The organism is Flavobacterium palustre (assembly GCF_014639535.1).
Lineage (GTDB): Bacteria > Bacteroidota > Bacteroidia > Flavobacteriales > Flavobacteriaceae > Flavobacterium > Flavobacterium palustre.
Genome location: NZ_BMGA01000001.1, coordinates 19205 through 31682, shown reverse-complemented (window position 1 = coordinate 31682; position 12478 = coordinate 19205). Strand labels below are relative to the sequence as shown.

The 12478-nt window shown below is 31.7% G+C and carries 11 protein-coding genes; all 11 read left to right on the top strand.

The features are described from left to right. Nucleotides 1-57 precede the first annotated feature (57 nt). The 11 genes from IEV84_RS00145 to IEV84_RS00095 all read left to right on the top strand — a co-directional run bounded on the left by IEV84_RS00145 (nt 58) and on the right by IEV84_RS00095 (nt 12477). Nucleotides 58-1113, top strand: coding sequence for a Wzz/FepE/Etk N-terminal domain-containing protein (locus IEV84_RS00145; RefSeq protein WP_188491288.1), 1056 nt, complete (start codon nt 58-60; stop codon nt 1111-1113). Nucleotide 1114: 1 nt separating this feature from the next. After that, nucleotides 1115-2149: a flavin reductase family protein gene (locus tag IEV84_RS00140; RefSeq protein WP_188491286.1), complete on the top strand. Its 1035-nt coding sequence runs from the start codon at nt 1115-1117 to the stop codon at nt 2147-2149. 98 nt (nt 2150-2247) lie between these two features. After that, nucleotides 2248-3024 (top strand): glucose-1-phosphate cytidylyltransferase, encoded by a 777-nt coding sequence (gene rfbF, locus IEV84_RS00135; protein WP_188491284.1) that lies wholly within the window; start codon nt 2248-2250, stop codon nt 3022-3024. Continuing rightward, nucleotides 3009-4109 (top strand): CDP-glucose 4,6-dehydratase, encoded by a 1101-nt coding sequence (rfbG, locus tag IEV84_RS00130; protein WP_188491282.1) that lies wholly within the window; start codon nt 3009-3011, stop codon nt 4107-4109. Before rfbF ends, rfbG begins: the two co-directional genes overlap by 16 nt. Then, nucleotides 4102-4989, top strand: coding sequence for an NAD-dependent epimerase/dehydratase family protein (locus IEV84_RS00125; RefSeq protein ID WP_188491280.1), 888 nt, complete (start codon nt 4102-4104; stop codon nt 4987-4989). Before rfbG ends, IEV84_RS00125 begins: the two co-directional genes overlap by 8 nt. 15 nt (nt 4990-5004) lie before the next feature. Then, entirely contained in the window at nt 5005-6309 is a 1305-nt protein-coding gene (gene rfbH, locus IEV84_RS00120; RefSeq protein ID WP_188491278.1) for a lipopolysaccharide biosynthesis protein RfbH, read from the top strand. A gap of 119 nt (nt 6310-6428) precedes the next feature. Then, complete coding sequence (locus IEV84_RS00115) at nt 6429-7616, top strand: glycosyltransferase family 4 protein (RefSeq protein WP_188491276.1); 1188 nt, start codon at nt 6429-6431, stop codon at nt 7614-7616. Between the two features lies 1 nt (nt 7617). Continuing rightward, complete coding sequence (locus IEV84_RS00110; RefSeq protein ID WP_188491274.1) at nt 7618-9168, top strand: lipopolysaccharide biosynthesis protein; 1551 nt, start codon at nt 7618-7620, stop codon at nt 9166-9168. A 58-nt stretch (nt 9169-9226) separates the two neighbouring features. Then, on the top strand, nt 9227-10105 hold the full coding sequence (locus tag IEV84_RS00105; protein WP_188491272.1) for an alpha-1,2-fucosyltransferase: 879 nt from the start codon (nt 9227-9229) through the stop codon (nt 10103-10105). A 6-nt stretch (nt 10106-10111) separates the two neighbouring features. Further along, nucleotides 10112-11401 (top strand): glycosyltransferase family protein, encoded by a 1290-nt coding sequence (locus tag IEV84_RS00100; protein ID WP_188491270.1) that lies wholly within the window; start codon nt 10112-10114, stop codon nt 11399-11401. A 62-nt stretch (nt 11402-11463) separates the two neighbouring features. Continuing rightward, nucleotides 11464-12477: a glycosyltransferase family 4 protein gene (locus IEV84_RS00095; protein ID WP_188491268.1), complete on the top strand. Its 1014-nt coding sequence runs from the start codon at nt 11464-11466 to the stop codon at nt 12475-12477. Nucleotide 12478 lies beyond the last annotated feature (1 nt).

Genomic DNA, 12478 nt, shown 5'->3' with positions numbered 1-12478 from the left:
ATCCAAAACTGATAACTCACAACCGATAACCGACAACTGATAACTGATAACAAAAAAATGAACGAACAAAACGACGAAATATCCTTAAAGGAATTATTACAAAAAGCAAGGGAATGGTTTGACTATTTGCTTTCGCAATGGAAGATTATTGTGTTAGCAGGAATTGTAGGAGCCGCTTTAGGATTAGCATATTCTTTTGTCAAAAAACCAGTCTATACGGCGACCCTGTCTTTTGCCTTAGAAGATGAAAAAGGTGGCGGTCTAGGAGGCGCTTTAGGATTAGCCAGTTCTTTTGGTATTGATCTAGGAGGCGGTGGAGGTAGTATGTTCACGGGTTCTAATTTAACTGAATTGTTCAAGTCAAGAGCAATGGTAGAAAAAACTTTGCTAAGTCCCGTTGTTGTAGACGGTAAGACTATTTCTCTGGCAGAGATGTACATTCAAAATAATGAATGGCGAAAAGGATGGGAAGAAAAGTCTAATCTTGCAAAACTTCAATTTTTACCCCATGCCGATCGTCAAAAATTCACCCGTGTTCAGGATAGTATTATGGGGAGCATTTATACTAATTTATCAAAATCTGCTTTGTCAGTAGCTCAAAAGGATAAAAAGATCTCCATTATCAATATTGATGTTGCTTCTGAGAATGAATTGTTTTCTAAATATTTTTGTGAAGCTTTAGCGAAGGAAGTATCTGATTTTTATATTGATACGAAAAGCAAGAAATCCCGTGAAAATATGTTGATTTTAGAACGTCAGACTGATTCTATTCGTCGCGAACTCAATGGAGCGATTACCGGAGTGGCGGTGGCCAATGACAATACCTTTGGATTGAATCCCGCGATGAATGTGAGGCGTGCGCCTTCGGCTAGACGACAAGTCGATGTTCAGGCGAATACAGCAATTTTGACTGAGTTGGTGAAGCAAACCGAATTAGCCAAAGTAACCTTGCGTAAAGAAACGCCATTGATTCAGGTAATTGACCGACCGATTTTGCCTTTGGCAAAGGAGAAATTTGGAAAAGCAAAAGGAATTGTCTTGGGCGGTATTTTGTCCGGTTTTTTAACAGTACTGCTGTTGATTATTAGAAAAATCTTAAAATCAATAGTATAGTATGAATACATATACACTTAAAGTTATTGAAATCAGGAAGGAAACTGAAAATACAGTTACACTTTGTTTTAAGCAACCGGGATTAAAAAAAATAAAATATTTAGCAGGGCAATACCTTACCTTGATTTTTAGAATTAATGGTAGACGTTATTTGCGCCCCTATTCTTTTTCATCAGCTCCTGGGGTGGATTCTTTTTTGGAAGTTACTATTAAAAGAGTACCGAATGGGCTTGTTTCTAATTATATTAATGATGTAGTAGCAATTGGTGATGCTATTGAAGTATTACAACCCATTGGCGATTTTGTCTTTCCTGTTGAAAGAAAGATTAAGCATGTTTTTTTATGGGGAGTGGGAAGTGGGGTAACTCCATTATTTTCGTTGTTGAAATTTATTTTAAACGAAGAATCTTTATCAGCAACTCAGGTACATTTAGTTTATGGAAATCATAATGTTGAGAGTTCTATTTTTTGGGATACTTTACATATTTTGCAGCAGAAATTTTCGGATCGATTGCAAATCACTCATTTTCACACACGATCTCAGCAAAAAGAAAATACCGCTATCAGTATTTTAGGTAGAATAGAGCCTCAGCAAGTACTGAAAAATTATGATTCAGATATGATCAAAGAGAGTTTGCACTACATTTGCGGACCATCGGATTTAAAAAATAATATTAAGACAGTTTTAGCAAAATATGATTTGCCTAAAGAAAATGTATTTATAGAAGATTTTGAGTTGGTTAAAGATCCAAAAGATTTTATTGGAATTGAAAGCAGAAGAATTATTTTAAATTTTGAAAATAAAGAGACTGAATTGGAAGTTACAAAAGGGAAAAGTATTTTAGAGGCGGCTTTAGATGCTGCAATAGAATTGCCTTATTCTTGTCAAACAGGAAATTGTAATACTTGTAAGGGACAATTAAAATCTGGGGAAACTAAAATGATAGGAATACAAGAACGTGAAGATCTTTTAGAAGATGAGTATTTGCTTTGTTGTACTTACCCTTTATCTGATAATGTATATATTGAAGTATAAATTTATGAAATCGCCATTTAAAATAAGTTTGCCTAAGCAAACAAAAATGAAGAAAGGCGATAACATACATGACCGCTAAAAAAATAAATTTTTCATATATGAAAGTAGTAATTTTTGCTGGAGGTTTTGGAACCCGATTAATGGAAGAAACCGAAGCTAGACCCAAACCCATGGTAGAGATTGGGGGCAAGCCTATTCTTTGGCACATATTAAAAATGTACGAGCAGCATGGTTACAATGAGTTTGTAATTTGCTTAGGATATAAAGCTACTTACATTAAAGAGTATTTTTATAATTATTATTTGCATAATTCAGATGTTACTATCGAATTGGCAAACAATAATATAAATGTCCATTTTTCGGAAACAGAATCGTTTAAAGTTACTTTGATTGATACAGGATTACATACGAATACGGCAGGAAGATTAAAACGGATTCAAAAGTATGTAAAGGATGAGACTTTTATGTTGACTTATGGCGACGGGGTTGCGGATGTCAATTTAAAAGCACTTTATGATTTTCACTGTTCTCATGGACGTTTAGCCACATTGACCAGCGTTCAAATACCAGGTCGATTTGGAAATTTAGATATTAATGAATCCGGTGAAGTGGGGCATTTTGAAGAAAAACCAATGGGAGACGGCATGTGGATTAATGGTGGTTTTTTTGTATTAGAGCCTGGTATATTCAAGTATTTGGATTATGAAGTAGAGGATGTACAATGGGAAAAAGGACCTTTAGCTGCTATTGCAAAGGATAATCAATTGGCAGCATATAGACATCATGGTTTTTGGAAATGTATGGACGCATTAAGAGATCGTATTGAATTAGAGGAAATGTGGAATTCAGGTAATGCTAAATGGAAAACATGGTAGATTCTTCTTTTGATAGTTTGCAAAAAATATATAAAGATAAGAAAGTATTTTTGACTGGTCATACAGGTTTTAAAGGCTCTTGGATGCTTAAAACTTTATCGATCTTGGGTGCTGAGGTTAAAGGCTATGCATTAGAACCGCATACCCAAAATGATTTATTTTGTTTAATACAAGGGAACCAAATTTGTGATTCTGTTATAGCCGACTTGCGTGATAAAAAAAGACTGGAAGAAGAATTGGTTTCTTTTCAACCTGATTTTGTTTTTCATTTAGCAGCTCAGCCTCTAGTGAGATTGTCTTATGAAATTCCTGCCGAAACTTTTGAGGTCAATGCGATAGGAACGGCTAATGTTTTGGATGCTGTGCGTCTTCTTGAAAAACCCTGTTCGGTGGTGCTGATTACAACGGATAAAGTCTATCGCAACAATGAATGGTTATATCCGTATCGCGAAAATGATCGATTAGGAGGCTATGATCCCTATAGTGCCAGTAAAGCTTGTACGGAATTGGTGATTGATTCCTACCGAAACTCATTTTTTAATAGCAATAATTATAACCAGCACCAAAAAGGTATTGCAGTGGGAAGAGCAGGGAATGTCATTGGTGGAGGAGATTGGTCAAAAGACCGTTTGATACCAGATATTGCAAGAGCTTTTGCGATTGAAAAACCAGTAGTTATTCGTAACCCACAATCGGTGCGACCATGGCAACACGTTTTAGAACCTGTGATTGGCTATTTGCTTTTAGGAGCAAATTTATCCGATAAACCATTACAATTTAGTCAAGCCTATAATTTTGGACCTCAATTGTCGGATGCATTGCCGGTAGAAGAAATGCTCCAACTAGCAATACAGAGTTGGGGAAAAGGAGAATATATCGTTGAGCAACTAGAAGGACAGCCTCACGAAGCGGGTTTGTTGAAACTGGATATAAGCAAAGCGATTGCCGAATTACGATGGCAACCAAAAATGAATGCCCAACAAGCGGTGAGTATGACGATGGATTGGTATAGTGAGTTTAATACGAACAAAAATAACATTGTAGATTTTACAAAAACACAGATAAACAGTTTTTTGAATGAATAAAATTTTATTAACTGGAGCAACAGGTTTTTTAGGAAGTAAAATTTTAATAAGATTAGTTGATTCAGGGTACAATGTTATTGCTTTAGTTCGTAAAGAGTCTAATTTGTCTAGAATTCAAGATGTCAATAGTAGTTTTGAGTTATTTTATGTTGATGAAAAACTAAATAATTTGAATGAATTGTTTGAGAAACATAATATAGATACAATTATTCATACCGCAACTGAATATGGGAGAAATTTGAAGGCTTCTGATGTTCTAATGACGAATATAATTTTTCCAATTAGATTGATTGAAAATGGTTTAGAACATGGTTTGAAATCATTTATTAACTCCGATACTTTTTTTGGAAAATCTGAATTTTCCGATTTGTCTTATCTGAATGAATACACAAATTCTAAAAAATATTTTTTAAATTATTTATTTAGCAAAAGGAAAGAAATTAAAGCTGTTAATCTAAGATTAGAACATATCTTTGGCGAATTTGATTCCGAGAATAAATTTGTAACTGAGGTTTTGCATAAGTTATTAAAATCTGAAAATGAAATTTTATTAACAGATGGAACGCAAAAAAGAGATTTTGTTTATATAGAGGATGTAGTAAATGCTTACTTAAAAGTACTTAATAATATTGACTCAATTGCTAGTGTTACCGAGTTTGAAGTCGGAAGAGGGGAGTCAGTAGCTGTTCGTCAATTTGTTGAATTAATGGCAGAGCTAACGAAATCAAAATCAAAATTAGTTTTTGGAGCAATTTCAAGTAGAAAAGGGGAGATTCAAGATTCAAAGGCCAATATTGGTCCCTTATCTAAATTAGGTTGGAAGCCAAATTATAATTTGAGAACAGCGATAGCAAAAATGATAGAATTAGAATTACGATAAATACAATTTTTAAATATGTTAAAAAATATACAAGACGCTTCTCTACAAGATAGTCTGAGAGCAATAGCAAAGGCAAAAACCACTCAGCTAATTATACCGGGTGAAAATTATATTCCCGTAACAGGAAAAGTACTAGATGAGGAAGATATTTTATTGGGGGTAGATGCAGCTTTGGATGGTTGGTTGACAGCGGGTCGTTTTGCCAATACTTTTGAAGCAGATTTTGCTGCTTATTTTGGGGCGCACAAAGCATTATTAGTAAATTCAGGATCTTCGGCTAATTTGGTGGCATTTTATGCTTTGACCTCTCCAAAGTTGGGAGAAAGAGCAATTAAACCAGGCGATGAAGTAATTACGGTGGCAGCAGGTTTCCCAACTACCGTGAATCCAATTATTCAATTTGGTGCCATCCCCGTTTTCATTGACGTGGATATCGCAACCCATAATGTGAAATCAGACATGATTGAAGCAGCGGTAAGTGAAAAAACCAAAGCAATTATGATTGCACACTCTTTAGGAAATCCTTTTGATTTAGATGAGGTGATGCGTGTGGCTAAAAAATACAATTTATGGGTAGTGGAAGATGATTGTGATTCGCTTGGGGCTACTTATAAAGGGCAAAAAACGGGAACTTTTGGGGATATTTCGACTTTCTCGTTCTATCCAGCTCACCACATAACTATGGGTGAAGGTGGAGCAGTATTGATTAATAATCCTGAGTTATCCAAATTAGCTGAAAGTTTCCGTGACTGGGGCCGCGATTGTTATTGTGAGCCAGGGAAAGATAATACTTGTGGCTGTCGTTTCGGTCAACAATTAGGAACCTTGCCTTATGGCTATGATCACAAATATACCTATTCGCACATTGGTTTCAATTTAAAAGTTACCGATATGCAGGCTGCTTTTGGTGTATCTCAAATCAAGAAAATTGACCATTTTGTACAACGTCGTAAGGAAAATTACGCAGCATTGTATGAAAGAATGAAAGAATTTGAAGAGGTTTTTATATTACCTGAACCTACTCCAAATTCAGAACCATCTTGGTTTGGATTTTTGTTGACTTTGAGAGAAGGCGATGCCGCAGATCGACACATGTTAGTACAGCATTTGGAGAAAAATAAAATCGGAACTCGATTGTTATTTGGTGGTAATTTATTGCGTCAACCTGCCTATGCTAATATTGAACACCGAGTAGTTGGTACTTTAGAAAATACTGATACTATTATGAATCAGTCGTTTTGGTTAGGAGTATGGCCTGGATTAAATGAATCACATTATGATTATATCGCCAAAGTTATTCGAGAGTATTTGGATTCGTAGTCGTAAATAGAATGTCCTAATATTGGTAAAAAGGTAAGGATAAATGTACGTATGATTGAATTTTATATAGTCGGTCAAGAAATTGATAGTATTTTAGAATTTTAAAATAAATTTACTGAATGAATATATTACTAGTTTGTGAATCGTCCCATCTTTATGAATCTGGTGGAAGAGTGGTAAGGTACATAACTCAAATCTTAAAAAGGGACGAAAACAAAGTAAAATTAATTGTCTTATCTGAAAAAAGAGATGATTATAATTTGGATAATTTCTATAACGAAAATGAAGTTATATTTCTTCCGGTTAGACAAGGTCTTTGGAATAGATTTAGTCGTTTATTAGTTACAACTAAAGAGATAAGAGAATTTACTGATATAGTAAATAATTTCCAGCCTGATGCGATTCATTTTGCTTCCTTTGATCATACAAAACCTTCCCAGTTTTTAACGGTCGCAAAAAATTCACAAGCAAAAGTAATTTTACAACCTTGGACAATGCATTTCTACTGTACTCAAGGGTTTGGTTTTAGAAATGGTAAACAATGTAGCCTTTGCGCCAATGGTAATTATTGGAAGGCATTGTCTAACAAATGTACTACAATACGAGCAATCCCTAGTTTAATAGAAAAAAGTATCACTCATAAAAAGGCACTTAAAGCAGACCTGTTTTTATCTAGTAATAGTGCATTGGATTCTATTTTGAATCGTTATGGTGTAGCTACAAAAAAAATTCAAAGATTTCCAATTGCATTTGATTACACTTTCCTAAAAAAGCAATCAGAACAAAATGAAGAGGATTATTTTATTTTCTATGGACAAGCTAATGCACATAAAGGATTACAGGTTTTGATGGAGGTTTTTTCCAAATTACCTGACTTAAAACTTAAGATTTATCCAATGGCATATTTATCTCCGGATTTTTCTAGATATAAAAATATTGAAATTATTAATGGCGTAAATTGGCAAAATGGACTAAGTACTGCAATTTTAAATGCAAAAGCAGTTTTAATGCCTTCATTGTGGTCAACTTCGACTGAGTATGCCTTATGTGAAGCTTTATTAATGAAAAAACCAGTTGTTATTTTTAATGTTGGAGTTCATAAAGATATTTTTAAAAACAGAGTAAATGCAATGGTAGTAGAACCAGATGATATAAAATCATTTTCTGAGGCCATTGTTGAATTAGATCAAAATAATGAGTTGAGAAATTATATAGCCGAAAGCGGTTATAAAACTTTGCTTGACATTAATAATCCTAATAAATTATATAAGCAATTAATTAGTGGTTATTTACCAAAAGAATCATAGTTTGAAAACAAATCAACTATCAAAGAAAAAGGCAGCTATAATTAACCTTGTTTTTAATTATGCAAATGCTTCATTTGCAATAATCAATGGGTTAGTTTTAGTGCCATTATATTTAAAATATTTTTCGGTTAGTACTTATGGTTCCTATTTGTCATCTGGGAATATAGTAGCAATGCTGGGGTTGCTAGAGGGTGGGATGTCTTTTGTTTTGACTCAAAAGTTATCTAGCAGTTATGCGCAAAAGGATTTTAAAAGTTTTTCAAAAATTCTTGGTTCAGGATTGCTAATTTCTATTTCAATTGTAATTTTACTAATCATTATTGGTGTAGCATTTTTTCCTTTTATTTCTGACTGGGTTAAGGCAGAACCTAATGAATATAGGAATATTCAGTTTGCATTTCTTTATTCTGCTATCGGAGCTGGTTTAAACATTTTATTTCATAATATCTCTTCGGTGTTTCAGGCGTTATTGCGCGTTAGTGTTAGTGGATTTGCCAATATTATTTCAATTGTAATAGGGTTGGCAGTAACACTTTTAGGTTTGAACTTTGGCTTGGGAGTAGTGGCAATTCCTCTTGGAGTGTTAATGAGGGCTTTAATAGGTGTTCTTATCTTAAGTTTTGCACTTGTTAAAATTTTGGTCAAAGAAAGTTTTCCTCGTATTGATATTGATATATTGGATTGTAAGTTGTTAATACGTTCAGTACTCCCTATGTTTGGTGGAGGAGTTGCTAAGTCATTAGTCACAAACAGTCAGCTACTAATTATAACTAGTTTTATAAACCCGACCGCATCTGCTGTTTATTTTATTACGGGAAGAATATACCAAGTGTGCGATTCTTTTCTTGCACCAGTGGGGTCATCAATTTTCTCCAGTATATCGCAAATTGTAGGCGAAGGTGATAAAGATTCTGTAAAAAGAAATATAGTCAATGTTTTCTATATTTTTAATGTTTTTTCGATTTTTATCTTATCAGCTAGTTTTATTTTAAATTCTAGTTTTGTTTCGATTCTACTTGGAAATGATAAATATGGGGGTACCCTTTTGTCAATATTGTTGTGTGTTAATATGCTGTTTTACACTCGTTTTAATTTTTTGAGTGTGAATCTATATGCTTTGGGAGTTTTTGGGAAAACGGTTTTATTTGATATAATTGGAGGTGTAATGCGTCTAATTATTATATTTTCTCTAATAGAATATATTGGATATATTGCTTTGCCAATTGCAGAGTTTTTATCGACAACAATATTATATGGTTATTTTATTAATAAATTGTTGGTAAACAAAATAGAATTAAGGGGTAAAGAAATACTTGAATTTGTCTTTTCCGGAAGTACTTTATTTTTTATTGTTTTTAGTATCTCATTTTTGTGGATTTATTTCTTGCCCAAAATCGACAATTGGTTAAGTTTTGCCGTTTTTTCCGGATTGATTGGAATTTCAAATGTTGTATTAATAGTAATTTTTTCAAAAGAGATAAAAGAAATGTTTTTAAAAGTTTTAAGTAAATTAAATTTTATAAAGTACAAAAAGTTAAATGGTGTTCGTTAAATACTAGCTTTTTTTAGGATATGATAAATATGATAAAAGAAAGACAAGGAAAATAGGGATGGATGTAATAGTTATATTTAATGGTTTAGGCAACCAAATGTCTCAATACGCCTTTTATTTACAAAAGAAGAGCATCAATAAATCAACTCATTTTATTTCATTTTGTAGAGATCATAATGGATTCGAACTTGATTCAGTTTTTAAGATTACTTCGACAGATTTTATGATTAAAAAATTACTGTATATTTTATTTAGAATATTACTAACAGATAAAATAAAAGTAGTTACTATACCATTGAAAAGAATATTAAAGATTCTTAATTGTAAAATTGTTCGAGAAGATTTTGATTATAGCTTTAATGAAGATTATTTGAAAGCCTCAAAAGGGATTACATTTTACTATGGGGGTTGGCATACTGAAAAGTATTTTTTTAATGAAAAAGAGGCATTGCTGTCGGCTTTTAAGTTTGACGATGTAGAAGAAGCAGAAAATATTGAGCACAGTAAGATTATCGCCAATTGCAATTCTGTATCTATACACGTAAGAAGAGGTGATTTTCTTAATTCGGCGAATGTAAATCTATTTGGAGGAGTTTGTACCAAAGAGTACTTTCAAAAAGCTATAAGTAACATAGAAAGTAAAATTGAGACCCCTCATTTTTTTGTATTTTCAAACGACATGGAATGGGTAAAACAAAATTTATCGATTTCGACAGTGACTTATGTAACGTGGAATACAGGTAAAAATTCTTGGAAGGATATGTATCTTATGAGTTTGTGTAAGCATAATATAATTCCTAATAGTACTTTTAGTTGGTGGGGCGCTTGGTTAAACAAGAATCCTCAAAAAATTATTATTTCACCCTCTAGATTTTTAAATAACGATAAACATACTGATGTCTACCCAGAGTCTTGGGTTAAAATTTCAGATTATTAATAGATAATGAAAAAAGCGGCGTTTACAATTTGTGCAAAAAATTACATTGGTTTAGCACTAGTGCTTGAAAAATCGATTAAAAAATTTAATTCGGATATTGAGTTTTTTATTTTTGTTGCTGATGAAATTCATAAAGAAGATAATATCCTTGATCTTCCAAAAAATGTTATTGTAGCAAAAGATGTAGTTGGAATTGAACCTCAAACTTGGAACCAAATGAGTTTCAAATATGACTTAACAGAATTTTGTACTTCTATTAAGCCATCTTGTTTTAAATACATATTTGAAAAACATAACCCAGACAGTTGTATTTATTTTGATCCAGACATTTTAGTATATAATTCTCTAGATTGCATATATGATAATTTAGTCGAAAATTCGATAATGGTTACACCTCATATTACAACTATTGAAACAAAATATACTGGAAAGTTAAATGAAAGAAGTTTGTTTTATTCTGGGATGTTTAATTTAGGTTTCTTAGGACTTAAAAATGATGATAGTGCCAAAAGGATGTTAGATTGGTGGGAAATTCGATTAGAGGACAGATGTTTTCAAAATATGATGGAAAATTATTTTACTGATCAAAAGTGGATGGACTTTTTGCCTTCTTTTTTTTCTAAAGAATTATTAATTTCTTCAAATTTAGGATTAAATGTTGCTCCTTGGAATTTTTATGAGAGAGAAATTATATATGAATGCGACGAGTATTTAGTCAAGAATAGAATTAATACTTCAGAAAAAAATACATTTCCTTTAACCTTTATCCATTTTTCAGGCTTTAATTATAAGTTTTTGATTGATGATAAGGTAACCCAAGCAAATATTAAAGACCTAGAAATTTATTCAGATTATAAACAGCCAATTGATATATACATAGAATATTTGAAAGAAAGTGATTTTCTAAAATATAGTAAACTAAAATACAGTTATGGCAGTTTTTCTAATGGGATACAAATATCTGTTATTTATAGAAAACTCTTTAGAAGGTTATTTGAAGATGGTAAAATTGATTCTGATCCCTTCGAATCATCGAACGTTTTCTATCAGCAGCTGAAAAAAAATAAGATATTAAAAGAAAACATGGTTGTTAATGATAAAGTTTCAGTTAATAATTATGATAATGTAGAACGAAAAACTATTCTAATTAATAAAATGCTGAATTATTTTTTTAAAATAATTGGAGCTAATAGATTTTTTCTTCTAACAAGACTTATGAGGTTATATTCGAAAACTGAAAATCATGTTTACTTAATAGACAAATCATATTTTAAAAATTTTAAAATTAGAAATTAGATAAATACTTTTTCAATAAGAAACGATATAAACATTAGAGAAGTTTTACTTTTCAAAAAATAATGGAATTACAAAAACAAAAAAAAACAGTTTCAATATTTTTTCGATCAGAAGGTATTGATTATAGTATTGAAAGGATTTTTGATTCTATAATACCAAAATTAGACTCAAGTCTCACTACAAAAAACTTTTATGTTCCTTATTACCGAATTAAATTAAATTACATTTTTAAAAATTTAATTTATTGTAAAAGAAATAAATCAGATGTTAATCATATTACTGGAGTAATACACTATTGTTCGTTTTTACTTCCTTATTCCAAAACAATTATTACTATACATGATTTAATTTCGGTAGAGCAGGGCAGAGGTTTAAAAAAAATTTTTTTTTGGTTTTTTTTCTTCTACCTACCTATAAAAAAGTGCAAGTATGTTACCTGTATTTCTGAATCAGTTAGAAGTTCTTTGATTAAATATAAATGTTGTGATCCTTCCAAAATAATTGTAATTCCTAATCCAGTTTCAGACTCATTTGTTTTTACCCCAAAAGAATTTAATAATGAAGAACCACGTATTTTGCATATTGGTACTAGACCAAATAAAAATTTAATTAATGTAATAAAAGCCTTGTCTGAAGTACCATGCCATTTAATAATTGTTGGTAAACTTGGAAAGTTAGAAGAGGATCTTTTAAAAGAGTGTAAGATTAAATATACAAACAAGATAGATTTAACTAATGAGCAGATTCAGAAAGAATATATAGAATGCGATATTGTTAGTTTTCCTAGTGTTTATGAGGGATTTGGCGTTCCAATATTAGAAGGTCAGGCAGTTGGTCGCCCAGTTTTGACATCAAATATTTTACCAATGAAAGCTGTAGCCGGAGAAAATTATTTTCTTATAGATCCTTTTGATGTAGGAAAAATTTCTGAAGGATTTAAAAAGTTAATAAATAATACCGATTTACGAAAAGAATTAATAGAACTTGGGTTAAAAAATGTCGAAAAATATAATGTAGAAGCAATTGCACAAATGTACTCGGAGTTATATTCGAAAGTTTTAACTTCAAATAACTAAT